Source organism: Paraburkholderia sp. 22099 (assembly GCF_052045835.1).
Taxonomy (GTDB): domain Bacteria; phylum Pseudomonadota; class Gammaproteobacteria; order Burkholderiales; family Burkholderiaceae; genus Paraburkholderia; species Paraburkholderia terricola.
Genome location: NZ_JBQEPU010000026.1, coordinates 73,937 through 99,619, shown reverse-complemented (window position 1 = coordinate 99,619; position 25,683 = coordinate 73,937). Strand labels below are relative to the sequence as shown.

Genomic DNA, 25,683 nt, shown 5'->3' with positions numbered 1-25,683 from the left:
GCGTGCCTTGCGTGCCTTGCGTGCCTTGCGTGCCTTGCGTGCCTTGCGTGCCTTGCGTGCCTTGCGTGCCTTGCGTGCCTTGCGTGCCTTGCGTGCCTTGCGTGCCTTGCGTGCCTTGCGTGCCTTGCGTGCCTTGTGTGGCTTGCGTGCCTTGTTCAACCAGCGCCGCTTGTCCGACTTGCGCAGCCCGCGTGGCTTGGGCGACTTGTCCAACTTGTGCAGATGGCGCAGCAGCTACAGCAGCGTCAGCGTTCGCGATAACCGCGGCAGTACCCGCACCAACAGCAGCACCACTAGCGTCGCGAGCACCGACAGTGGCAGCGGAATCAGCAGTAGCAACAGACACGCAGGACTCCGGCACACGCGCACCACCAGCAGCCGATTGCGCCCCACGCAACAACGCCGCGAAGTCTTCGAGCAGCGGATGTTCGAACACCGCGCGCAGCCCGGGCGCGTCGCCGAAAACCGTCCGCACGGCTGACATCACCCGCACCGCCAGGAGCGAATGACCGCCCAGCAGGAAGAAATCGTCGCGTGCGCCGACACGTTCGACGCCGAGCACGTCTTGCCAGATCGTCGCGAGCCGGGTCTCGAATTCATCGCGCGGGGCAACGTAGGCCGCGCGGCCCGATGCATTGGCCACGGCTTCAGGCGCGGGCAACGCGCGACGGTCGAGCTTGCCGTTCGGCGTCAGCGGAAAACGCGCGAGTTCCACATACGACGACGGCACCATGTGACCCGGCAGCCGCGCGCTGAGCCAGCTCTGCCAGCGGGCCGCGTCGCCGGCATCCGCTTCGCCCCGCGGCACCACGTAGGCCACGAGCCGCCGGTCGCCGCTGTCGCTATCCGACACCAGCACCGCCGCATCGCGCACCTCGGGATGACCCAGCAGCGCCGCCCGGATCTCGCCCAGTTCGATGCGGAAACCGCGGATCTTCACCTGATCGTCGTTGCGGCCCAGGTATTCGAGGTCACCGTCCTTCAGCCGTCGCGCGAGATCGCCCGAGCGGTACAGGCGCGCGCCCGGCGCGCCGTACGGGTCCGGCACGAAGCGTTGCGCCGTGAGAGCCGGGCGTCCCAGATACCCGCGCGCGAGACCCGCGCCGCCGACATACAGCTCACCCACCGCGCCCACCGGCACGCGGTTCAGGTCCGCGTCCAGCACATGCAGCGTGAGGTCGTCGAGCGGCGCGCCGATCACGCTGCGCGCATCGCGCAGCGCGGCTTCATCGAGTGCGCGATGCGTCACGTGGACGGTCGTTTCGGTGATGCCGTACATGTTCACCAGCGCCGGCAACACGCCCCTGCGGCGCGCGCCGTCCGCCCATCGGGCAAGCGACGCCGGCTCCAGCCGTTCGCCGCCGAAGATCACCGCACGCAGCGCGTCGAGCGTGTTCTCGCCATCGGCCTGCGTGAGCTGCGCGAACGCCGAGGGTGTCTGGTTCAGCACCGTCACGCGTTCGTCGCGCAATAGCGCATGAAAAGCCAATGGTTCGCGCGCGGTCCAGTGCGGCACGATCACGAGCCGTGCGCCATGCACCAGCGCACCGAAGATTTCCCATACCGAGAAGTCGAATGCGTAGGAGTGGAACAGCGTCCAGACGTCGCTTGTACCGAACGCAAAGCGCGACCGGGTCGCATCGAACAGCCGCGCGACGTTCTCATGCGTGACGCCGACGCCCTTCGGCGTTCCCGTCGAACCGGACGTATAGATCACGTAGGCAAGCTGCCGCGGATGCGGTTGTTGCACGTCCGCATCGTTCGCCGCGGCGGGCACGGTGTCACGCAACGCAGCAGCATCCAGCGTGGTCCGCGATCCGAACAGCGCCGCATGCTGCGCGACGCTTGCCGCATCCGTCACGATCAGACCAAGCTGCGAATCCTCGACGATATGTTCAAGGCGTTCCGCCGGATACGACGGATCGAGCGGCACGTACGCCGCGCCCGCGCGCAGCACGCCGACGAGCGACGCAACCAGCGCCGCCGAGCGCTGCATCGCGACGCCGACCCGCATTTCCGCCGTCGCGCCGAGCCGTCGCAGTTCATGCGCGATCGCACGCGACCACGCATCCAGTTGCGCATACGTCACCTGCTCCTCGCCATCGACCAGCGCGATCGCGTCAGGACGCGCATTCGCCTGCGCGGCGATGCGCGCTGTCACCGGCTCATAGGCAAACGCCGCCACGGCCGTCGCCGCATCTTCCGCGGCGTCGTCGCCTGCAATCTCACGCAAGCTCACGTCCGCATCGCCCGCTTCCACCAGCGCCCTCGCGAGACGATCCAGCGTCCGCTCGAAATAGTCGGCGACGCACGCCACGCCATCCGCGGACACCCGCGCCGCATGCCGATGCCACTCCAGCCTGAGCCTGTCGCCGCCGCCCACATGGCGCGGCGCGACCACCAGCATCAGCGGCAAGTGACTCCGGTTATAAGCCTCGACGGCGCGCACGCGCGGCACGCCGCCGAGCGCGCCCAGCGCATCGTCGAGCGGATAGTTCTCGAACACGATGAGACTGTCGAACAGCGCGTCGACGCTCGAATTCGCCCATTGCTGCAAGTTCGCGAGCGGCGTGTGCTCGACCTCGCGCAACTCGGCGTTATGCCGCTGCAACGCGGCGAGCCACGCGCGCACCGTGGCGGCGGATTCGACATCGACCCACAGCGGCAGGCTGTTGATGAACAGACCGACGATCGATTCCGCGTCGGGCAGATCGACCGGCCGGCCCGACACCGTCATGCCGAACGCCACCTGCGAGCGCCCGGAAAAACGCGCGAGCACGAGCGCCCACGCGCCTTGCACGAGCGTGTTCAGCGTGACTTGCGCGCGCTGCGCGGCGTGTCGCAGCCGCGCGTGCGACGCGCCGTCGAGTTCGCGGACCATCACGTGCGCCGGCCCGCTATCGGCAGCGTTCGCGGACGACGGCCGGAACGCGTTGCCGAGCGCATCGGCGAGGCGCGCCGGCTGATCGAGCGTTGCGAGGCGCGCGCGCCAGAACGCGCCCGTGTCGGGTTGATGCCGCAGCCAGCGGACGTAATCCGCGTAGCGCGCGCCCGGCGTCGTCTCGGGCATGCCGCCGGCCGCGAGCGCCGCATACGCGCGCGTCACTTCGGTCACGACCCGCGCGGTGCTCCAACCATCGGTGAGCGCGTGATGGTGGGTCCACAGCAGATCGTGCGCGCCATCGGGACGCTCGAAAACATCGACGCGCATCAGCGGCGCGACGCCTGCATCGAAGCCGCGCGCAACGAGCGCTTCGCACGCGGCTTCGTAGGCCGCTGCATATTCGTCGTGCGTGTCCTGCGCGTCCTGCGCATCCTGCGCCGAGGCGATGCGCGCATGCGACTCGAACGGCATCCGCACCTGCCGCTCGACGATCTGCAACGGCTCGCCGCCGGCCGGCCACACGAAGCGCGTGCGCAAAACCGGATGCCGCGCGATGACCGCGTCCCACGCCGCGCGCATCGTCTCGACGTGCAGCGCGTCGATCGTGAGGCGCAATTGCGAAACGTACATGCCGGGCTCGCCGTCGAGCATGCCGTGAAACAGCAGGCCCTGCTGCATCGGCGTCGCTGGATAAACTGCTTCGACGGTGTCGCGCGAGATATTGGCTTGGGCGAACCATCGATCGTCGTCGGTGGTTTGCGTTGCCGCTGCTGTTCCCGCTGCTGATGCCGTTGCCGGTTCTGTGGTCGCTGGTGTGGTCGCTGGTGTTGTCGCTGGTGTTGTCGCTGGTGTTGTCGCTGGTGTTGTCGCTGGTGTTGTCGCTGGTGTCGTCGCTGCTGCTGTCGCTGTCGCTGTCGTCGCCGCTGCCATCGCCGCGCTGACGCTCGTCGCTCGCTGAATCGCGCTCGCGCCCGCACGCGCCGGTGATGCCGCCACTGCCACCGCCACCGCGACCCGCGCCGCCGCCTCGATCGTCGGGTAGTCGAACATCTGCTTCGGCGTGAGCTTGAGCCCCGCGCCGCGCGCCTTCGCGATGATCTGCAAGCTAAGGATCGAATCCCCGCCGATTTCGAAATAGTTGTCCGTCACGCCGATGTCGTCGCGCTTGAGCACCCGCTTCCAGATTTCCGCGAGCGCGCGCTCGGTGTCGTCGCGCGGCTCGACGCGCGTCGCGTGCGCCACGTCGTCCTGGCGCGGCGCGGGCAGCGCCGCGCGGTCGATCTTGCCGTTCGGCGTGAGCGGCAGCGCGGCCAGCACCTGCAACGACGACGGCACCATGTAGTCCGGCAGTTCCGCGGCAAGATGCGCGCGGATCGCGTCGACGTCGAGCGGTTCGGCGGCCGTCAGATAAGCGGCGAGGCGCAGCGCGGCGCCCTCGCCGTCCGCATGCGCGATCACCACCGCGTCGCGCACGCCGTGCTCGGCGCGCAGGCGCGCGGCGATTTCCTCCGGCTCGACGCGAAAGCCGCGAATCTTCACCTGGTCGTCGAGACGGCCAAGGAACGCGAACTCGCCGTCCGGCAGACGGCGGCTCTTGTCGCCCGTCCGGTAGAGCCGCGCGCCGTGACCGTCGGGATCGGGCACGAAGCGCTCGGCCGTGAGCGAGGGCCGGTTCAGATAGCCATTCGCGACGCTCGGGCCGCCGATGCACAACTCGCCCGCCGCGCCCTTGGGCACGGCGTTGCCATCGGCGTCGACGATGCGCGCGTCCACATGCGCGAGCGGCTGGCCGAGCGGCAGCGTCGCGGCGCGGCTTTGCGCGCCGGCGCGCGTGAGCACGCCGACTGCCGTCTCGGTCGGGCCGTAGTGGTTGATCAACCGGCACTCGGGCCGCAGCGCCGCGATACGCTCGGCCAGCCGCGTCGGCGCGGGCTCGCCGCCCATCAGCAGGCAGCGGCGCGGCAGCACCCGTTCGGGCGACTGCGCCTGCAAGAGCGCATCGAGATGGCTCGGCACGATCTTCAGCAAATCGACCGAATGGTCGTGCATGTAGGCGGCGAATGCGTCGGGGTCGGCGGCGATCTGCGCGTCGATCAGATGCAGCGTCCAGCCGTGCCACAGCGCGCCGAACAGCGACGTGTGGCCGAGGTCGGCGGCGGGCGTCGACAGATACGCGGCGCTCGCGACGCCTTCGGACAGCCGTTCGGATACGCCGCGCAGATACGCGGCGAGCGCCATGTGGCTGAGGACGACGCCCTTGGGTCTGCCGGTCGAGCCGGACGTGTAGATCACATAGGCGGGCCACGCGAAGATGCGGTCGTCGGGTTGCGGTGTCGGGCCGGCGTTAGGGATGCCGTCGATGTTGTCGGCGGCATCTAGCGCTGCGCGCGACGCGTAGGGATCGAGGGTGGATACGCCGTGGGGGAGCCAGGGCGTGGATGATTCGGTTGTTGCATTGGACGCCGCGTCGACCCGCACACCGCTCCACACATTGGACGCCGTGTCCGCGACCGCGCTGCCCACCCCTCCCCCCATCACCACCACACGCGCCCCGCAGTCCTCTGCCTGCCAGCGCAGCCGCGCGACGGGCAACGCCGGGTCGAGCGGCACGTAACACGCGCGCAGCCGCCAAACGGCGAGGATCGTCGCGACGAGCGCCGCGGAGCGCGGCAACGCGAGCACCACGTGATCGCCGGGCCGCACGCCCTCGGCGGCGAGCGCCGCCGCGAGGCGGCCGGACCATGCCCACAGTTCGCGCCAGGCGAGCGGCCCCGTGCTGTCGACGAGCGCAACGGCGTCCGGCCGTTCGATGGCAAACCGCGCGACGCGGGCAGGCAGAAAATCGGTGTCGAAATGAATGGCTTGCATGGTGTCCGTGATCTGATCCGGGTGTCGGGCGCCCGCGCGGCAAGCGCGGGCTCGATGCATCTGGTGGATGAAGTCAGGTGAAGGAAGGCGCTGTGCTCAAAGCGCGTAGGCGCTCGCGACGGGCGCTATTCCGTCCACCGTTTCGTCGTCGTCGAGGATGAATTCGCCGAGCGCGCGTTGCGGGGTGTCGGCGAGCTGTTCGAGCAGATCCACGTAGTGCCGCGCGAATTGCGCGACGAATGCATCGTCGTAGAGTTCAGCGGCGTACGCGAACACGCAGCGCAGTCCGTGCGCGCCTTCGCGCCATACGTCGAGCGCGAGTTCGAAACGCGCGTCGCTGGCGTCGGCGTCGATCAGCGCGCAACGCACGCTGTCGATATCGAGCGCGCTGTCGAATTCGTCGTGCAGCACGAACTTGAGCTGCGCGAGCGGCGTGCCGCCCGCGCGGCGCGCGGACGGCAACGCGGCCACGACGCGCTCGAACGGCACATCGGCGTTCGCCTGTGCGTCGATGCTGTCGTCGCGCACTTCGCGCAGCAGCGCCGCGAACGGCTTCGCGCCCTTCACGGACGCGCGCATCGCCAGCGTGTTGACGAAAAAGCCGATGAGCTCTTCGGTCTCGAGCCGGTCGCGGCCCGCGACGGGCACCGCGATCACCACATCCTGCGCGCCGCTGTAGCGGGACAGCAGCGCGGCGAACGCAGCGAGCAACACCATGAAAAGCGTGGCGTTTTCCGAGCGCGCGAGCGTCTCCAATCGAACAGCGAGCGCGGCGGGAATTTGCGCGGCGATGCGCGCGGCGCGCGGGTCGCAGGGACGGCCGCGCTCGTGCAGGGTCGGCAGATCGAGCGGCGTGTCGTAGCCCGCGAGACGGCTGCGCCAGTAGTCGAGTTGCGCATCGAGTTGCGCGGCGCCGTCGCCGCTGAACCGCTCGCGCTGCCAGGCGGCGTAGTCGGCGTATTGGACGGCCGGCGCGGGCAGCGTGGGTCGCGATGAAGTGCCGCTGCGCAGCGCCGCGCGATAACCCGCCGCGAAATCGCGCAGCAACACGTTGATCGACCAACCGTCGGAGACGATGTGATGCATGACGAAATGCAGCACATGACGTCTGGTGTCATGTTTATCGCATTCACCGCGTGCGCCATGTTCGCCACGTGCATCGCGTTCACCGCGCGCACCATGTTCACCGTGTGCATCGTATTCACCGCGCGCGCCATGTTCACCGTGTGCATCGTATTCACCACGTTCACCGCGTGCATCGCGTTCACCACGCTCACCACGTGCATCGCATTCACCACGCTCACCGCATTCAAACAGCGTCGCTCGAAACAGCGGGCCGCGCGTCAGATCGAAGGGTTCCCGAGCGCGTCGGCGCAACTGCGCATCGAATTCCGCGGGGGTGGCGTCGCGCGCGTCCACGGTTTCCCAACGCCATGCATCGGCGGCCTGCGCAGCAGGCGCGATGATCTGGCGCGGCGCGTCACCCATATCGTCGAAGCGCGTGCGCAGCATCTCGTGACGACGCACCAGCGCATCCAGCGCGCTTTTCGCGGCGGCGGCGTCGAGCGAGCCGGTCAACGAGAGCGCGGCGGAAATGTTGTAGGCCGGGCTGTCCGGTTCGAGTTGCCAGAGCACCCACAGACGTTCTTGCGGCAGTGAGAGCGGCGCGGCGCTTTCCTCACGCCGCGTCAGCGCCGCGACCGGCCCGGCGGCATGCGACGGCGCGGCCCACCAGGCATCGAGCGCGGCGGCGAGACTCGCGAGCGTCGGGTGGCTGAACAGCAGGCCGACCGGCACGTCGCGCCCCAAACGCGCGCGTAAGCGCGACGCGACCTTCAGCGCCAGCAGCGAACGGCCGCCGAGCGCGAAAAAGTCGTCCGACGCGCGCGGCGCGGGCACGTCGAGCACTTCGCTCCACACTTGCGCGATGGCTTGCGCGGTCGGCGTCGAGGTGTCCCCGGAAGCGGCCGTCGCCGGTGCGTTCGTAACGCGGGCTTGCGGCTGCGCCGATCTTGCGTCGCATATCGCGAACGGCACGATCGCGCCGCTTTGCCACGCGCTCACGCAGGCGCTGCGCTGCAATTTTCCACTCGACGTGCGCGGCAGATCGCCGGGCTCCAGCAACAGGATCAACGCCGCTTCGTATTGAAACGCCTCGCCTAGCGCCGCGGCGATCGCGGCGAAAATCGTTTCGGGCGCCACCTGGCGCGCCCTGCCGCGCGGCACTTCAGCGGCCACGCCGATTGCCTCGGCGCCATCGGCGGTCTCCACCGCGAACGCGGTGACGCGGCCACGGCGCAGCCATTCGACGCGATCCGCCAGCACCGTTTCGAGATCCTGCGGATACACGTTCTCGCCGCGCAGCACGATCATGTCCTTGCGGCGTCCGCAGAAGAACAACTGGCCGCCGTCGACAAAAGCCAGGTCGCCGGTACGCAGCCAGCGCCCCGGAAAACCGGGCGCGTCGTCGAGAAACACGGCGGCCGTCGCCTCGGGGTTGCGCCAGTAGCCTTGCGTGATGCTCGGGCCGCCGCACCAGACCTCGCCGACGCGGCGCTCCGGCAAACGCTCGCACGTGTCGGGGTCGACGACGGCGAGCGCATGGCCCAACGCAATCGCGCCGCAACCGACCACGGCCTTGCCGTCGTCATCGCCATCGTTGGCAGGCCGCGCGACAGGCGAGCGCTGCGCGAGCGCCGCTGCCGAAAAGCGTGTTTCGGGCGCGCCCGCGCCGACCTCGACGCCCGTGAGGAACAGCGTCGCCTCGGCCAGCCCGTAGCACGCGTACATCGCGCGCGGATCGAGGCCGTGCTTGCCAAAGCGCGTGGCGAATCCATCGAGCGTGGTCTGCCGGATCGGCTCGGAACCGCAGAACGCCACGCGCAACGAGGAGAGATCGAGTCCCGCGAGTTGCGCGTCGCGCACGCGGTCGGTGCAGAGGCGATAAGCGAAGTCCGGGCCGCCCGTCACGGTCGCGCGTTCGCGTGCGATGCCCGCGAGCCAGCGCGCCGGGCGTTCGAGAAAATGCAGCGGCGACATCAGCGTGACCGGAAAGCCGCACAGCACCGGCATCAGCACGCTGCCGATCAGCCCCATGTCGTGATAGAGCGGCAGCCAGGAAAACATACGGCCGCCGATGCGGCAATCCATGCCGCGCGACATCGCGCTGACGTTCGCGCACACGTTCTCGTGGCTCACCATCACGCCCTTCGGCGACGAGGTCGAACCGGAGGTGTATTGCAGAAATGAAATCGCGCCGGGGTCCGCGTGGTCGATGCAAAAACCGGCGGCGTCGCTGGCCTCGTCGGGCGACACGAGCGTCGCGCCGTTGAGCGGCAACTCGGATCCGGCATCGGCATCGGCATCGGCATCGCCGCAAAAAGCGTGCGACGCCTGGTCGAGCACCGCGATGCGCGCCATGCAATCCTGCGACATGCGCCGCAACCGTTCGACGTGCCCGCTTTGCAGCGCTTCCGGTGGATAAGCGGGGACCGCGATCATCCCCGCGTATTGGCAAGCGAAGAACGACACGATGTAATCGAGCCCGCTCGGCAGCATCAGCAATACGCGGTCGTTCGGCGCGCCGTGCCGGCGCAGCACGGCTGCGAAGCGGCGCGCGCGCGCGTCGAGCGCCGCATACGTCAGCTCGCGCGCGTCGGCGTCGCCGTCGGCCAGGAAACGCACCGCCAGTTGATGCGGGCGCTGGGCGACATGCAGCTTCATCACCGACACGAGGTCGGTCGCGGGCGCCACGGCGATGTTGGCCGCGTTGGCCGTCCGCGCGTTGCTTGCGGCACGGGCCGTCGCATCGTCCTGAGCAACCCGGTTCGCCGCATGTGACTCCGCGCCATCGTGGCGCGGCGTATTGATAACAGACATCCTCGCCTCCCGAGATTTGCCGCGCGCCGCGCGGCTATCATCGCCGTGCGACGCCTTTGAACGCGGCGCACGGCAAGCCGTCGCCGTCGCATGCGCTGCGCCGGCGGCGTGAATTTCGTCATTGCGGGGAAAGCAAGGCGTCTCTTGGGAACGCCGTTAGGTCTGTGTCGTATCGATCGCGGCGCGCCGCCGGCCTTGCATCGTGTGGATGCCAAGCGCCCGACGACGCCTGCCGGTCAATACGCGAAGCTGATCGGCGTGCCGCCGCGCGGATGCGCGACGGTGCCCATCGGCACGCCGTAGATCGCGCCCAGCATCTTTTCCTCGATCAGTTCCGGCGCGGCGCCGCTTGCGAGCAGGCGGCCGCCCTTCAGCGCGATCAGGTCGTCGCAGAAACGCGCCGCCATGTTGACGTCGTGCAGCACCACCACGACGCCCAGACCGCGCCGCTGACTCAGGCCGCGCACGAGATCCAGCACTTCGATCTGATGCGCGATATCGAGCGCGGAGATGGGCTCGTCGAGCAGCAGGCACTGGCTGTCCTGCGCGACGAGCATCGCGATCCACGCGCGTTGCCGCTCGCCGCCCGACAGGCTGTCCACGGCGCGGTCCGCGAAACGCGTGATGTCGGTCAACTGCATCGCCTCGTGAACCTTTTCAGCGTCGACGCCGGTGAAGCGGCCCAGCGCGCCGTGCCACGGATAGCGGCCGAGCGCGACCAGCTCGCGCACCGTCATGCCGCTCGCGGCGGGCTGCTGCTGCGGCAGATAGGCGACCTGACGGGCGAACTCGCGGTTCTCCCAGTCGCGCAACGGGCGGCCCGCGAAACGCAGCGTGCCGGCCGTGGGCGGCTGTTGACGCGCGAGCAGTTTGAGCAGCGTCGACTTGCCCGAGCCGTTGTGGCCGATCAGGCCGCATACGCGCCCCTTCGGGAGCGTGAGCGCGAGCGGATGCAGCAGCACGCGCTCGCCGATGCTAAACGACACGCCGTCGAGTTCGTACATGGGTTCGCCGTGCGCGACGTGAGCGGAAAAAACGGACGGGTTGGCGTTCATGTGAGGTGAAATCCTGATCAGGAATAAGCGGACGTGAGGCTGGCCACATGCGCGGCGCCGGAGCCGTCCTCGACGATCTGGCCGACATCGAGCTTGATGAAGCGCTCGGCAAGATGGAAATAGCGGTCGTCGTGCGTGATGACGAGCACGGTCTTGCCCTTCGCCCTCAGTTCGGGCAAGAGGCGCTTGTAGAACACGTCCTTGAAGAGCGGGTCCTGGTCGGCGGCCCATTCGTCGAACACGTAGAACGGCCGGTCCTCCAGATACGCGACGACGAGCGCGAGCCGCTTGCGCTGCCCTTGCGAGAGATCCAGCGTCGAAAACGCGCCGTCCTTCACGGTGACCTTGTGGTCGAGGTGGAGGTCGACGAGCAACTGCTGCGCGAGCGCGTCGAGTCCGTCGCCGTGCATGCCGAGCAGCGTGTCGAACAGGAAGAAATCGCTGAACACGACCGAGAAATGCTGGCGGTAGGCGTCGCGCCGCGCCTCGTCGACGGGTTCGCCGTTCAGCAGCACGCGGCCGCTCTCCGGCACGTACAGGCCGACCAGCATCTTCGCGAGCGTGGTCTTGCCGCTGCCGTTGCCGCCGATCAGATAGACGAGCTCGCCGCGCCGGAACGTGAGGTCGATCGGCCCGAGCGTGAACACCTCGTTTTCCTTCTCGCGGAAATAACGGTGCGTGGCGCCGTCGAGCGCGATGGTGTCGAACGACGCCGCGACGGGCGGCTCGAGCATGACTTCCGGCGGCAACTCCGCGTTGACCTGCTCGATGCGCTCGAGCGCGACGCGCGCCGAACTGAGGCCCGGAATCGCGGACAGCACCGCTTCGATCGGCATGATCATGTAGACGAACACGATCGCATAGCCCGACATCACGTGCGAATCGACCTTGATGTAGCGCGCGAATACGAACAGCGTGAGGCCGATGAACGCGAACAGAATGAAGTTGCCCCAGCTCGTCGCCGCCGCGTACAGCATGTAGCCGCGCGTGCGCTGCACGCGCACCGCCTCGACGTTGGTGGCGAGCGTGTCCTCGACGAACGCGCGCCTGCGGGCGCGATGCAGCTTGAGTTCCTTCGCGCCGTCGAAGAGCGCGCGGAAGTGCTTGACCAGATCGTCCTCGCGCTTGCGGGACGCGCGCAGATGAAACATCGCGCGACTGTGAGCGTAGCGAAAGCCCGTCATGCCGAGCACGATGGTGACGATCGCGACCGCGAGAATCGGCCACGACATATAGCCGAGATACGCGAGGCAGCCGACGATCACCGCGCTTTGCATCGCGAGCGACGGCAGGCTGACGAAGAACACGACGATCGTGTCGAGGTCCTGGGTCAGCACCGCGAGCGACCTGGCCGCGCCCTGCTTTTCCAGATGCGCAAACGCCGCGTCGCCGATGCGGCGGATCGTGCGCATGCGCAGCGTCGCCTTCGCCTGCTGGCCGAGCCACATGAAGAGCGACTGCGCGAGAGCGCGCATCGCGAGCACGGCGAGGCCGACCATGAGGAACCGCCAGCCGAGCCGCGCGAGTTCCGCCGACGACGCGACCAGCGCCTGATTGATGAGGGCCAGCAGCGCGGCATTGCCGAGGCCGCCGAGCACGCTTGCAACGAGCGCGGCGGCGAGCATCCAGCGGGACTTGCTGACCAGTTGCAAAAGTACGGACATGAAGCTCCTTTCGTTGCGGCGTCGGTGCGGGAGGACCGCGGGCCGGCTCATGGTAGCGAATGCCACCGGCGCCAGCAAACATCCTCGCGCGCCGGCCGCGTCAGTTATCGTCGCCTCGCGCGGCGCCCGCATGCGCGAAGGGTCTTTCGTGTTCGTTGCGCCCGTCGTGCGGCGGGTGCGGCACGTGCGGCTCATGCGGCCTGTGCGCGACAGGCGCCATGTGCGCGCCCGAAGCCTCGTCCCGCGACGCATGCCGCCAGGCTGTCTGCGCCGGCTGTGCGTCGGCGGGCGACGCCTGCTGTGCCTGCCTGCGCCGTTTCAGGAACGGGCAGCGGTCGTCGATGGGCGCGTTGGCGTCGTCGAGGAAATACTGCTTCCATTCGAGATTGCCGGGGTCGCCGTAAAAGCCGAGATCGGGATGCGCGGGAATCTCGTCCCACGTTTCCAGACGCTTGCGCACCTGATTGCGCGCCTCGCGGCCGATGACCTTGTTCGTGATCGTATCGACGAACACGGAGCGCGGCTGAAACAGCAGCACCATGCCGGGGCCAAGGTTGCGGCTATGGCGCGCGCGAAACGACGGGCACGCGCACACCACGAACACCTGCACGCCGGCATATGAAAACTCCCAGGCTTCGTCCATCGGGTCCGGCTGCTGGTCCGCCGCCGGGTCCGGGTCGACGTCGTGCAACCGCTGCAGGATGCCCCAGAAAAGCGCCTGGTACGCCTCGTGCGCAAGCGGCTCGGGATCGGGCTCGAAGAATACGGCGATGTTGTTTCTCCTGTATTCCGGTTGCAGCGCGAGCTCCGCGAAGGTTTGCATCGTCGCGGGCAGATCGCGCAGGTCGCGGCCGTTGACGAACGAGTAGAACATCTCGCCGCGCCGCTCGGCCATCGTGCCGAAGAAGCACGGATAAGCCGGATCGAGCACCTGCTCGCGCAGCGTTGCATATGAAGCGTCCAGCCACGCGGGCGCGGACACCGCCGCACCCGTCGCCCTGCCGGCGATGATCCGGCTTTTCCAGTCGCTGACCTCGAATCGATCGGCCTGCGCGATAGCACTATTGCCTGCTTCCATCGTTCGCTCTCTCTTCCTGACCCACTGTTGCGCGCGTCGAACGCGCGAGGCATCCCAGGCCGATCGGCCGGGACGTCGATACTGCTGTCGTGGGGAAGAGGCGCCTTTGTTGTCGATCTCCGTCGGGAGCGCCCGCGTTGTGCCGCGTTGTGCAACTTGCATCTAAATCGTGCCGGCTATCAGGTCGAATCAGGTCGAGGCTGCCACCGGTTCGTCCAGCTCGGCGACGAGCGCCTCGATCCAGTCGTCGGGAATGATCGGCTGGTGATACGTGCATTCGCCCGAGACCACCGTCGAGCCGTGCAGACGACCATCGGGAATCAGCACCATGTCGCCTTTGTGCATCGCGAGCTGCATGCCGACGTTGCCCCAGAAGAGCATGTCGCCCTCCTCGATCGTCACGAGACGGTGATCGTTGTGAACGTGCGTCGTCGAGCACATCTCGTGCGGCTCGACGAAGGTCTCGCGGTCGATGCCGGGACACTCCGCGTCGATGCGCGAGCTGATGCGGTGCGCGAAAGCCACGTAGTCGCGAATCGACGAGAGCCAGCGCAGTTGCTCGCCGAGATCCCAGCGCCCGCGTTCGGCAAGCCGCTCGCCGGCGACGATGCCTTGCACGCACTGAGCGCGCGCGGCGTCGCCGGAACCGTCGGCAATGCGCCGCAACGCGCGCGCACAGCGCTGTTCGAGCGCGGCTTTCAGTGCTGACGGATCAGCCGGGGCTCGGCCGGCCGGTTGCAGATGCGCGCAGGCGCGCTCCAGCGCGAGGCCGAACGCGAGCCACTCGGCCTCGGCCGCGAAGGCCGCGCCGATCAGGCCGAACGCGCGATCCGGACGGCGCGCGAGCGCATACAGCAGGTTGCACTTCGCGGTGCTGGTCGGCAGATAGAACTGCCAGTAGGCGTGCTGCCGGCGCGTGACGCCGACCGCCGCCGCGACGCGTTCGAGCAGCGCGTCGTCCGGCGCCTCGCGATGCAGGCTCGGGCGTTCGTCCGGCGCGAGCATGTCGAAAAAACCGCTCGCAGCGGCGCGTGCGAGCGCGCGCCGCTTGGAGACGGCGAGCGACCAGCGCTGCACCATGCCGAAGCGCAGCCCTTCCTCGAGGTAGTCGTTGCGCATCAGCCGCTCGAATGTGGCGGACCAGAAAGCGAGTTCCTCGTCGACGATGTGCGCGAGACGCGCGCTCACCGCATCGACGCTTTCGTTCGTGTCGATGTCGTTCGTCAGATATTCGAACGCGTAGGCTTCGAAGAACGGCGCGATCTGCGCGCCGAGCACGCGCGTCTCTTCACGATAGAAATCGGCGAAGCGTTGCCATTCGGCCGGCTCGCCGCTCGCGGGGGCACGCGCGACGTCGAGCTCGTAGATCGACATCAGCGTGCGGCCCGACGCGAGCGCCGGAAGACGGCTCACGTTGTGCCGGCGCACGGGCTTCATGAACTTGAGGAACTCGAAGTCCTCGGGACGCAGCGGGCGGCGATGGAAATCGTCGTCGAGCAGCAGTTCGTCGACGGTCGCGCTGCGGAACGGCTCCGCGGCGGCGAACTGCTTGATGAGCGCCACGTAGCGCTCGCTCTGGCCAACGAACGGTGAGAAATCGAAGATCGGCAGCGAAGCCTGGCTCATGGTGCTCATGGTCATTCGGTCCTTATCCGGGTTGCCTCGATACTGCGAGTGATGGTTGCGAAGCGGCTCGCGCGAGGAACTCACGCGCATGCGCCGGTCAACGGTTTCGTCATGATGACGGCGCTCGGCGTATGTCGTACATGTTGCGCAAGCGCGTTCGCAACGACGGCGAGTACGGCTTCGCGCGCTGTGTCGATGAAGAAATGCCCGCCGCCGAACTCGTGCACCGCGCATGCGCCGCGCGTCTGTTGCGCCCATGCGCCGACGTCTTCGGCGTTGGACGTGGCGGGGTCGTCGCGGCCAACGAATACGTCGATGGGACAGTCGAGCGCGGCTGATGCGCAGGCCTCTGCGACGACGCGCCCGGCGAGCCGCGCCGGATGCGCGCCGCACAAGTGAAAGTCGGCGCGCAGCAGCGGCAGCATGAAGTCGATGAAATCGGCGTCGTCGAGCAGTTCGGCGGGCGTGCCGCCACGCTCGCGCAGGCAGTCGATCATTTCGGTTCGCGAACAGGTGAGCCAGTGTGTTTCGTGCTTGCGCCGCGCCGGCGATACGGTGGCCGATGCGCCGAACCAGACGGGAGCACGCGCGCCGCGTTGCCGCAGCGCATGCATCAATTCGAGTCCGACGAGCGCGCCCATGCTGTGACCGAACAATGCAAACGGCGCGCCGCCGGCCACGAGCGCGAGCTGTTCATCCGCGAGTTCGGCGATGAGCGCGGGCCATTCGGTATGCGGCGGCGCCGAACGGCGCATGCCGTGGCCGGGCAATTCGAGCGTGCGCACCTGCACGAACGGCGGCAGCCGACGCTGCCAGTCCCGATACAGCGCCACGCTGCCGCCGGCGTGCGCGAGGCACACCAGGTTTAGCGCGCTCGGCGCGTGCGTTGGACGATTCGGCGTGGTCATCGACTGGATGCCCGCGGCTCACGCATTGGTGACGCCTTGCGCCGCGCTGTCGGCCAGCGCCTCGCGCAAACTCAGCGGACGCATATCCGTCCATACCTCGTCGATCCATTGCAGGCATTCGTCCTTCTTGCCGGACTTCCCCGCCTCGCGCCAGCCGGCAGGAATGGCCTTGTAGTCCGGCCAGATCGAATACTGTTCTTCATGATTTACAACGACAACGAAATTGCTGTTTTCGTCACCCCAGCTCATTGCGCCTCCGAGTGGAAATTGTCTGCGTCTGGTTGATGGATGAAGCCACTTCAGCCGCCTTTTTGCCGCTCCGCTTTGCGCAAGCGCCACCGATTCGCCACCGGTTCGCGTTGATTCACGCGTCATTCAACACGCATGCAAATGCGGATCTTTTGTGCCTGCCGCAATCGAAAACGAAGCTTAAGACAAAATCTTTCGTCAGACAAGCAAATAAGAATCATTTGCATTATCGCGGGTTTGTCGTCATGATTTCGCTGATCGAAACTCGGAGCCGACCGTTATGGATACCTCGCAGATCCGCCCTAGCGGCGACACCGCTTCACCATCGCAGCAAGCTTTCTTCGACACCTTGCTCTCGCGCCAGTCGTACTGGCCGCTGGCCGAACCGGGCCCGAACGATACCGAACTGGATCTGATCTTCGATGCCGCGATGCGCGCCCCGGATCATGGCGCGCTGCGTCCGTGGCGCTTCGCGCTGATACGCGACGACGCGCGCGCCGAGTTCGGCGATGTGCTCGTCGATGTGGCGGCACGCCGCGAGCCCGGCAAACCCCGCGCGGAGCACGAGCATCGTCGGCAACTCGCTTATACCGCGCCGCTCGTGATCGTTATTGCCGCGGCGCCTTCGGCGCACTCGCACATTCCGGAAACGGAGCAGTTGCTTTCGGTCGGCGCGGCCGCGATGAACATGCTCAACGCTATCCATGCGCTCGGCTATGGAGGCTTCTGGGCAACGGGCGCCGATGCTTACGACGCGAACTTGCAGGCCGCGCTCGACTTCGAACCGTCGGAGCGCGTGCTGGGCTTTCTATTCGTCGGCAAGCCGAAGTCTCGCGAGCACTCGGCGGTGCGGCCGCCGCACTCCCGCTACGTCCGCGAGTGGCTTGGACGCATGTCAGTCTGAACGCCTATACGATTTTTTGTCGGCTCAGAAGGTCGCAAACAAACCTTGAGCGATCGCTCAGGTTTCACTCCAGGCCCGCAAAAGATTGTGATAGCAACCGACGAGACTGCGGCGCGCAATGTCGTCGGCCTGAGTGGCATTCAGGCGTTGAATCGCCGTGTCCATATCGAACAGCAACGCGCGCTGCGTATCGCTGCGCACGAGGCTCTGCACCCAGAAAAAGCTCGCGACGCGCACTCCGCGCGTCACTGGCGTGACCTGATGCAGGCTCGTGGCCGGATAGACGATCATGTCGCCGGCCGGCAATTTCACTTGCTGCACACCGTAGGTATCCTCGATCACCAGTTCGCCGCCGTCGTATTCATCGGGTGAGGAAATGAAGAGCGTGGCCGACACGTCGGTGCGCAGCTTCACGCCGTTGGGCAGCACTCGCACCGCACCGTCGACGTGGCTGCCGAACTGCATGCCGCCTTCGTAACGGTTAAAGAGCGGCGGGTACACCTGGTTCGGCAGCACCGCGCTGATGAATAGCGGATTGCGCTCGATCGACGCGACGATCACGTCGCCAAGTTCGCGCGCCACCGGCGAGTGCTCGGCGATCTGCTGGTTGCGCTTGACCGGCGCGCCCTGGTAGCCCGCCGTCGCGCGGCCGTCGACCCACGCGTCGCCCGCCGTGTCGAGCCGCTCGCGCAGAAAGCGCAATTGCCCGGCATCCAGCACATTCGGTATATGCAGCAGCATCTTGAGTGTCCTGTATGCGGGCTTGCCCGTACGGAGGCGCAAGCCCGCGGTTTCAATCGAGCCGGGTCAGAACCGGTAGTCGAACGTCGCCAGTAACGTGCGCCCGATGCCCGGCACCGAACGGCCGCCATCCGATGGAATCAGTGCATCGTAGTATTGCTTGTTGGTCAGGTTCAGCAGATTCAGCCTGACGTCGAATTTCTTCGCATGATAAGCGGCGGTCGCGTCCCAGCGCGTGTAGCCGGGAACCCGCACGTAGTTCGTGTTCGACGCATAACGCGGCGACATATAAATCGGCCCGCCGCCGATCTCCCAATGCGGCGTCAATGCATACGTGGTCCAGAACGTCAGCGTATTGCGCGGCGTGTTCGCCGGGACATGACCTTGGTTGCCGTCGCGCGCCTTGAGAATGATCGCGTCCATGTACGTATAGCCGCCGAACACTTGCCACTTGTCGGTGAGATGCCCCGTGACGCCGGCCTGGAATCCGTCGACGCGCACATTGCCGTCGAGCTCGTATTCGGTCGGCGAGACCTGGGTGCGCGCGTTGGTCTTTTCCTCGCGGAAGAACGCGGAGGTCACCGAGATATTGCCGCCGAGCAGATCCCATTTCGCACCGACTTCATATGACCGGGTCGACTCGGGCGCGAGGTTCTGCGTCAGATTGGTCACCGTCAGCGCCTCGAGCGACGGATTGAACGACGTGCCATACGACACGTAATACGACTGCCAGTCGGTCGGCTGATAAATCGCGCCGGCGCGCACGCTGGTGAAGAAATTGGTTTGCGTCGCGTAGCCCGGCAAGCTGACCGTGTTGTGAATCTGCGCCTGAAAGCGATCCCAACGCAGCCCGCCGATCAGCTTCCAGTCGTGGCCGATAGAAACGGTGTCGTTGAGATAGGCGCCGATCTCGTTCGATCCGGAATCGGCGTGGTTGGCGGTGATCGTGGTCACGCCGGCGGGCGACGACAGATACGCCGGATTCACCATCGACACGACCGGCAAATTGTTGCGCGTATACGCCTGGTTCGAATAGCTGTCGTGGCCGAGTTCGAAGCCGGCGATCAGATCGTGTTTGAGCGGGCCGGTGTCGAACTTGTATTCGAGCATCGTGTCGTTGTACACCGAGCGGTTCTGGATCACGCGATCATGGCTCTGCAACTTGATGAACAGTTGCGACGGCGACAACGTCGTGTAATTGCCCTTGCTCAGCGCGGGACTGGTGGCGAGCGGACCGGTCAACACCGCTTGCGGCGCGGTTTCGCGCGCGTCGGTCGTCGAATGCGAGAACTGCGTCTGGTTGCTCAGCGTGAGACTGTCCGAGAACTTGTGCTTGATGCCGGCGGTGAAGATCTGCACGTCTTGAACGGTGCGGTCGGTGGTCAGGCCGTAGAAGGTGTTTTTCGGCACCGGCGCCGGATGGCCGTTCAACGCCTGCACGCCGTAATCGGGCATGTCGCGGTTGTGCTGGATCAGCGCGGACAGCGTGATTTCGGTCGGCGTGCCGATGCCGAAACGCACTTGCGGCGCAATGCCGTAGTCCTTGTTCTTCATCGCGTCGCGCGTCGAACCCAGGCTTTGACCGAATGCGTTGACGCGAATCGCCGCGGTGTCCGTCAGCTTGTGATTCACGTCGACGGTCGTGCGATAGCGGTCGTCGGTGCCGATCATGGCCGACACTTCCGCCGAGTCCTTGAGATTCGCCTTCTTGCTCACCTGATTGATCACGCCGCCGGTCGAACCGCGGCCGAACAGCATCGACGACGGACCGTACAGCACTTCGAGTTGTTCGAGATCGAACGTGTCGCGGTAGTACTGGTTGCGATCGCGAAAGCCGTCCAGGTAGATGTCGTTCTGCGCGGTAAAGCCTCGCAGATTGACGTTGTTGCCGATCTGCCCGCCTTCGGCCGCGCCGATGGTCACGCCCGGCGCATTGCGCAGCGCATCCTGGAACGAGGTCGCGCCCTGCGATTGCAGCACGGCTTTGTTGATCACGGTGACGGTTTGCGGAATATCGCGCAAGGCCGTCGGCGTCTTCGCGCCCACGGTCGAGCGTTCCGCCTGGAAATCCTGTTGTTCGGCCTGGGCCGCGACGCCGATGGCCGGCAGCGTCGTAGTGTCAGCCGCCTTGGTGGACGGCGACGATTGCACTGGAGAGGGTGAAGCGGTCTGTGCGAGTACAGGCGAGGCGAATGGAACGGCAAAAGCTAGCGCTAACGCAGTCGCGAGCGGCGTGTGGTTGAACATTGGAAATCCCGTCAGATGTGTGCTTGCCAGATCCGCATGAAAAGCACGGTATCGATGACAAGTCGGCAGTTTGGCTGGCTGCCGGTCTTCCACAAAGTTGAGGACGACGGGATGGCTGGCTGGTGTCTAAATGAGAGCCGCTATCATTCCATACGCATAACGGCGCATCAATTGCGCGTTGCGTTACTTGCCGTAATAAATTTGTTTCTGAATATTACCGATGAAGGGCAAACGTAAACAACTCGCGCCTCGGTCAAGGATTGGGTGGACGCAGGTCATGCGCCAAGGCGCCCTTCGCAAATAATGGCCGCAATAATCGGATGATTATCAAACGAGGCGCAAGGTCCCGCATCCAATCGTTAATTCGGGCAACGCAATGAAACGTGAGCGAGTCGATACGATTGATCGAGCCTTTGGGCGCCAGGCATACGCCACATCGCAAGTGCGTTCAAGCGCTCCGCTCAAGCTTTCTAAAAGCCGACACAGCGTGAGCGGAGGGCCTCCGTAATCGGCGAGAGGTCACGGCACGCTAGCCTTTTTACAACACATCGGCTTTCATTAGACAAGCCAACGACCGGCAAGGCACTTCCCCGCTCAACCAGGATTGCTTTCGCAGTCCGTCCATAACCGCAGCGGATCGCGATGAAGCGGATAGTGCGAGTCGAGCCATGCGGAGAGCCTCGCCCAGTCCGGATGATGGGTGCCGGTCTGCGCCGACCACTGCGACGACCGTTCGAGAATCTGCCCAGTCTCGCGGTCGCGAACAAGCAAACTGCCGAGCCCGCTCGAACTATTCTCCTGCGATTCCACCCGATACCTCGGCAAGATCCTGAGTTCGGCGTCTTCCGCCCAACCATGGACGCCTCGAACGATACCGGCCGGATCGCGCAACTCCACGGGTCCGCTTTTCGGACGAACGGCGGACCAACCCTCGGGGAAATCCGCAACGACTTCATTGCTGGTTTCCCTAAGCCATTTCACCCGCCATACGCGCGCCATCACGTCGCGCACATGAGACACCGACTTATAGCCAGGGGGCAACTCGATCGCCATGGGCAGCGTGATGAGATTGTCTTTCCAGAGTGAGGCCTCGTCACGATCGGTGCGAGCGGCCCGCTGCAAGGTTTCATGTCCGAACGGGTTATCAGGGCGGCTCGCCCGATTGACGCCGCTCTGTTGCAAGTCGGGGAACAGATCGTCCGCATCCCGACGAGTCCGTTTTGGTTTCCCTGTTTTCATTGACCTCTCCGCTGAAAGGCGCTCTCGCGAACGCCTGATCGCTATGACTCGCTATATGACTTGTAAACGGGAAGCCGAAGCGCGCGGCGTGAGCATGGCCGCGTCGACATCTTCTGTCGTGCTCGGCGCGGTCCTTCCGCTATTGCCGTGCCCGAACCACAACCCGGTGTTTTGCAGCGCAAACGTGTCGACACGGCCCCCCAGCCAGGTGCTTACCACCAGCAATGCCTCCGTATTCCTCGGCGGGCGCAGCTCATCTGTCCTGCCGGCGAAGTAGCGTTGCGTCAGATCGTGCGCCGAGATACGGCGTGAATCGCGGGTCCCTATCTGCGCGGCGGCGCCAGTCCTCGTCCGGCGACAGCAACGCGAGACCGATCCGGTCTTCCAGCACATGCGGCGGCGGATCGGCCTCGACATGCAGCGCGCGCCACAACGCGACGCGCGCTGCCGTGCTGTCCGGCGCCACATCTCGCTTGTCGTGCATCACGTTCAATCCTGTATTGGTGTTCACCTTCGCTTCGAGTCGACGCATCGCGCCGTGCCGCGCCATGCGGAAAAGAATGAGGATGTCGCGCCTCACGAGCGACTGACGAAGGGATGTGCCACACAGCATCCACATGTGGAAACGCGGTGAGCAGAAAGAATATCACCTGCCCGAACCCGGCGCCGGACCGCATCCGTCTCAGGTCCGCCGACAGCGCTCGAGCGGATCTCCATGCGCGAGGCCGATCGACACGCAAGTGTCGCTATCTGACGGTCTGCTTTTTCGCCACCACCAATGCAATGCCGCCGAGCACGGCGGCCGAACCGACCAGCAGGCGCGGCGTCAAGGGTTCGCCGAGCAACACGATACCGCCCATCGCCGCAATGACCGGTACGCTCAATTGCACGGTGGCCGCGGTAGCCGCTTTCAATTCCCGCAAGGCGGTGTACCAGACGACATAGCCGACGCCGGAGGTCACTGCCCCGGAAAGGATCGCGTACATCAGTCCGGATTGTTCGAACGAGGTGTGCGCAAGCGTGAGCATACTCACCGCCGCCGCGAACGGCACGGCTCGCAGGAAGTTCCCGGCGGTCGTGGTCGTCGGATCGCAGGACCGTCTGCCGCGCAGCGAATAAACGCCCCACGCGACGCCCGCGCCCAGCATCAACAGGGACGAACCCAGAGGCGGCGCCGAGATGCCCGGCAGAACGAGCCCGATGAGACCGCCAAGCGCCAACACCAGCCCGGCCCACTGCGGCACGCGCAGGTGCTCCCCCGTCCAAAGGCCGTAGCCGATCATCGTCGCCTGCACGGCGCCGAACAGCAGCAACGCGCCGGTGCCGGCCGGCAGGCCGAGGTATGCGAACGAAAATCCGCCTGCATAGACAAAAAGCGCAAATGCCGAATACCAGTTGCCTGCGATGCCGCGCGGCGCACCACGTATTCGCAGGATCAACCAGAGCGTGAGCGCGGCGGATACCACCCGCGCCAACGTGAACGTCGCCGCATCGATCCCGGCGCCTTTCAGCGCCAGGCGGCACAGCAACGAGTTCCCCGCAAACGCGATCATGGCGAGCGTCGTGAGCGCGGCGATTCGTGTACGCGGCATGGACCGCTTCACTGTCAACAGGCTGTCAATAGGTCTTGTAAGGCAGGAATTTGCCGGACAGCAGCACCTTCACGCGATCGCCCTTCGGATCGGCTTCGCGCTGGATGTCCATCGAGAAATCGATCGCGCTCATGATGCCGTCGCCGAATTCCTCGTGGATCAATTCCTTGATCGTCGTGCCGTAGACGTTGACGATTTCATACCACCGGTAGATGAGCGGATCGGTCGGCACGGCGGTCGGCAAGGAGCCCTTGTACGGCACGATCTGCAGCCACGCCACCGCCTCGTCGGACAAACCGAAGATCTCGCCGGCAATCTCCGCTTGCTGCTTCGTGAACGTCATCTGCCCGAGACACGCGGCCGTCGTCCATTCCTTGCTCGCGCCGATGCGCTCCGCGATCCCGCTCCATTTGAGACCTCGCGCGACTTTCGCCGAAACGATCATCTGCGTCACTTCACTGCGGCTGGAAATCATGGCGTGCTCCTGTTGAACATATCGGGCGGTTGTCTTCATTGCCGGCACGGTCGTGCCGATTACCTCGTCTGTCGTCACGCTTCGGGCGCATCTGCGTCGATTCGAGTATGACACCCCGCAATCACGATATCAGCGGCAAGGTCACACTAACCTGCAATCCCCCGCATTCCCGGTTGCGAAGCGCGATATCGCCGCCATGAGCGCGGATGACGGCGCGCGCCGATGTCAGTCCCAGGCCCATCCCTCCGGTGCTGCGGTTTCGCGATTGCTCGAGGCGGAAAAACGGCGCGAATACCTGCTCGAGCGCGTGAGGCGGAATGCCGGCGCCTCGATCGCTGATCTCGACCACGATTTCCGTCGCGGAATGGTTCAGTTGCAGCTCCGCCCTATTGCCGTATTTCAGCGCATTGTCGACGAGGTTCATACACGCGCGCCGCAGTGAGAACGGCCGCCCGTTGAACGCGAGGCGATCGGGGCCGGCATACGAGACGGGCTGCCCCTGGTCGCCATAATCGTCGGTGATGGTGCGCAGAAGTCCCGCGAAATCGAAAACCGTGGTCTCCTCGTCCTTATAGTCGTCCCTGAAAAAGGACAGGGCCGAGTCCGCCATCGCCTGCAAGTCGTCGACGTCGCGAAAGAGGCGCGCCCGTTGCTCGTCGTCCTCGATGAACTCGCCGCGAAGCCGGATCTTCGTGAGCGGCGTGCGCAGATCATGCGACATGGCGGCGAGCATCACCGTTCGGTCCTCGACGAATTTGCGCACTTGCGCCTGCAATGCGTTGAACGCCGCGATCGCCGCGCGCAGTTCTCCCGGCCCGGTCTCGCGGACGGGACCGGCGCGCGGATCGCCGCCGATGCGGCGCAGTTCGTCCGCGAACTGCCGGATCGGCTTCGAGAGAAAGTAAGTCGCAAGCACCGATGCCGCGAGAATCGACAACCCGACACATCCCAGTGCCACGGCGATCTGGCGGGGTTGCAGCAGCCCCCAGTCACGCTGTGTGGCGATGAATACAACCCAGCTTTCGTCGCGCAGTTCAACGGCCAGAAAATAGGCGCGGGAATGTTGACCGCGATCAAACTGGATGCCGGCGGAGAGCGGATCGTCCGAGCTGAAAAATACGCGAGGACGCTGGCGGCCCTCGATCAGAAACCACCTGGACAGATCGGAATCCGCATCGGGCGGTTGCGCCACGGCGAGGCGGCGAGCGACCGTCGAGTTGGCCGCATACCATTCGGCCCGGTTGGACTCGATCTGCACGGCGCGGGCCAGTCGCGGGCGATCGATCGCCGACGCCGCATCGATCATGCGGACCGTGTCGTCGGCCCGGTCGAGCAACGCGGTCTCTCGGGCCGTCGGACCGGCAAGCTGGCTAAAGAGCACGGCGAGCCCGAGCACGCCGATGATGGCCGCGCCGACCGTGAGCGCAATCCGCCACGCGATGGTGTCCGGCGGACGCAACCGGATGCTCATCCGCGTCGAACCGCTGGCATGAACATATAGCCGCCGCCCCGAACCGTACGAATGACGGAAGGCGTTTCGGCGTCGGCGTCGAGTTTTCGGCGCAGACGGCCGACCTGCACGTCGATGCTCCGGTCATAGACCTCGTGCGACGACCCGCGCGTGAGGTCGAGCAGTTGATCGCGCGTCAGCACCCGCTGAGCGTGCTCGGCAAACACGAGCAGCAGATCGAATTCGCTGCTGGAAAGAATGATCAGTGTGTTGTCCGCCGAGCGCAGTTCGCGCCGGGCGATATCCAGACGCCACCCGCCAAACGACAGTACCGGTCTGGTGTGGGTGCCCACCACCGCGGCCCCGGTTTGCGTCGTCCTGCGCAGCACGGCCTTGACTCGCGCGAGCAGTTCCCTTGCATCGAATGGCTTGACCAGGTAATCGTCGGCGCCCATCTCGAGACCCACTACCCGATCGACGTGATCCGCCACCGCCGTGAGCATGATGACCGGCACTTTCGAGGTTGCGCGTATCCGCCGGCACAGGCTGAAGCCGTCCTCGCCCGGCAGCATGACATCCAGAATGACGATATCGACGTGCTGGACATCGAGTGCCGCGAACAGGCTGTGTCCGTCGGTCGCGATGCTGACCTCGTGGCCATGCTTGCGAAAAAAGCCGGTCAGCAAGGACCGGATGTCCTCCTCGTCGTCAACCACCAGTACGTGCGGCATATCAGTCATTCCCAAATGCTAACCGGAGCGGCCCGACGATTGATGTCAGCCGTTCATCCCCAGTATTTCAGGGGCGACACATTGTATCGGCGC

16 protein-coding genes and 1 pseudogene are annotated in these 25,683 nt (G+C 65.9%); 1 reads left to right on the top strand and 16 read right to left on the bottom strand.

Annotated features, from left to right (window positions below; translation table 11 throughout):
- From ACTJLC_RS23210 to ACTJLC_RS23175, 8 genes are all read right to left on the bottom strand, one after another.
- Positions 1-5,752 (bottom strand): amino acid adenylation domain-containing protein (locus ACTJLC_RS23210; RefSeq protein ID WP_440845232.1); only part of this gene is annotated, 5,752 nt, incomplete at its 3' end.
- A gap of 96 nt (positions 5,753-5,848) precedes the next feature.
- On the bottom strand, positions 5,849-9,631 hold the full coding sequence (locus ACTJLC_RS23205; RefSeq protein WP_440845230.1) for a condensation domain-containing protein: 3,783 nt from the start codon (positions 9,629-9,631) through the stop codon (positions 5,849-5,851).
- Positions 9,632-9,867: 236 nt separating this feature from the next.
- Positions 9,868-10,686, bottom strand: a complete 819-nt coding sequence (locus ACTJLC_RS23200; protein ID WP_440845228.1) for an ATP-binding cassette domain-containing protein — start codon at positions 10,684-10,686, stop codon at positions 9,868-9,870.
- Between the two features lie 17 nt (positions 10,687-10,703).
- Positions 10,704-12,350, bottom strand: a complete 1,647-nt coding sequence (locus ACTJLC_RS23195) for a cyclic peptide export ABC transporter (RefSeq protein ID WP_440845226.1) — start codon at positions 12,348-12,350, stop codon at positions 10,704-10,706.
- A 100-nt stretch (positions 12,351-12,450) separates the two neighbouring features.
- Positions 12,451-13,428, bottom strand: a complete 978-nt coding sequence (locus tag ACTJLC_RS23190; protein WP_440845224.1) for a YqcI/YcgG family protein — start codon at positions 13,426-13,428, stop codon at positions 12,451-12,453.
- A gap of 189 nt (positions 13,429-13,617) precedes the next feature.
- A complete protein-coding gene (locus ACTJLC_RS23185) occupies positions 13,618-15,054 on the bottom strand; it encodes a peptide synthetase (protein ID WP_440845235.1) in 1,437 nt (478 codons plus the stop codon).
- An 80-nt stretch (positions 15,055-15,134) separates the two neighbouring features.
- A complete protein-coding gene (locus tag ACTJLC_RS23180; protein WP_440845222.1) occupies positions 15,135-15,962 on the bottom strand; it encodes a thioesterase II family protein in 828 nt (275 codons plus the stop codon).
- Between the two features lie 18 nt (positions 15,963-15,980).
- Positions 15,981-16,211 carry an MbtH family protein gene (locus ACTJLC_RS23175; RefSeq protein WP_073429904.1) on the bottom strand — a complete coding sequence of 77 codons (231 nt, stop codon included), beginning with the start codon at positions 16,209-16,211 and terminating at the stop codon, positions 15,981-15,983.
- A gap of 280 nt (positions 16,212-16,491) precedes the next feature.
- Between ACTJLC_RS23175 and ACTJLC_RS23170 the strand changes: the two genes are divergently transcribed.
- Positions 16,492-17,115 (top strand): nitroreductase family protein, encoded by a 624-nt coding sequence (locus ACTJLC_RS23170; RefSeq protein WP_073429903.1) that lies wholly within the window; start codon positions 16,492-16,494, stop codon positions 17,113-17,115.
- Between the two features lie 57 nt (positions 17,116-17,172).
- Here the strand turns inward: ACTJLC_RS23170 and ACTJLC_RS23165 are convergent, their stop codons facing one another.
- From ACTJLC_RS23165 to ACTJLC_RS23130, 8 genes and pseudogenes are all read right to left on the bottom strand, one after another.
- A complete protein-coding gene (locus ACTJLC_RS23165) occupies positions 17,173-17,856 on the bottom strand; it encodes a Fe2+-dependent dioxygenase (protein WP_073429902.1) in 684 nt (227 codons plus the stop codon).
- 66 nt (positions 17,857-17,922) lie between these two features.
- Complete coding sequence (locus ACTJLC_RS23160) at positions 17,923-20,103, bottom strand: TonB-dependent receptor (protein WP_073429901.1); 2,181 nt, start codon at positions 20,101-20,103, stop codon at positions 17,923-17,925.
- A gap of 594 nt (positions 20,104-20,697) precedes the next feature.
- Positions 20,698-21,342, bottom strand: a complete 645-nt coding sequence (locus tag ACTJLC_RS23155) for a hypothetical protein (protein ID WP_073429900.1) — start codon at positions 21,340-21,342, stop codon at positions 20,698-20,700.
- 307 nt (positions 21,343-21,649) lie between these two features.
- A pseudogene (locus ACTJLC_RS23150) lies at positions 21,650-21,826 on the bottom strand (SAM-dependent methyltransferase); the annotation flags it as partial.
- 262 nt (positions 21,827-22,088) lie between these two features.
- Positions 22,089-22,934 carry a DMT family transporter gene (locus ACTJLC_RS23145; RefSeq protein WP_073429899.1) on the bottom strand — a complete coding sequence of 282 codons (846 nt, stop codon included), beginning with the start codon at positions 22,932-22,934 and terminating at the stop codon, positions 22,089-22,091.
- A 25-nt stretch (positions 22,935-22,959) separates the two neighbouring features.
- Positions 22,960-23,409 (bottom strand): cyanase, encoded by a 450-nt coding sequence (cynS, locus tag ACTJLC_RS23140; RefSeq protein ID WP_073429898.1) that lies wholly within the window; start codon positions 23,407-23,409, stop codon positions 22,960-22,962.
- Between the two features lie 121 nt (positions 23,410-23,530).
- A complete protein-coding gene (locus ACTJLC_RS23135; protein ID WP_310134614.1) occupies positions 23,531-24,880 on the bottom strand; it encodes a sensor histidine kinase in 1,350 nt (449 codons plus the stop codon).
- Positions 24,877-25,599, bottom strand: coding sequence for a response regulator (locus ACTJLC_RS23130; RefSeq protein ID WP_440845218.1), 723 nt, complete (start codon positions 25,597-25,599; stop codon positions 24,877-24,879). Before ACTJLC_RS23130 ends, ACTJLC_RS23135 begins: the two co-directional genes overlap by 4 nt.
- Positions 25,600-25,683: the final 84 nt, after the last annotated feature.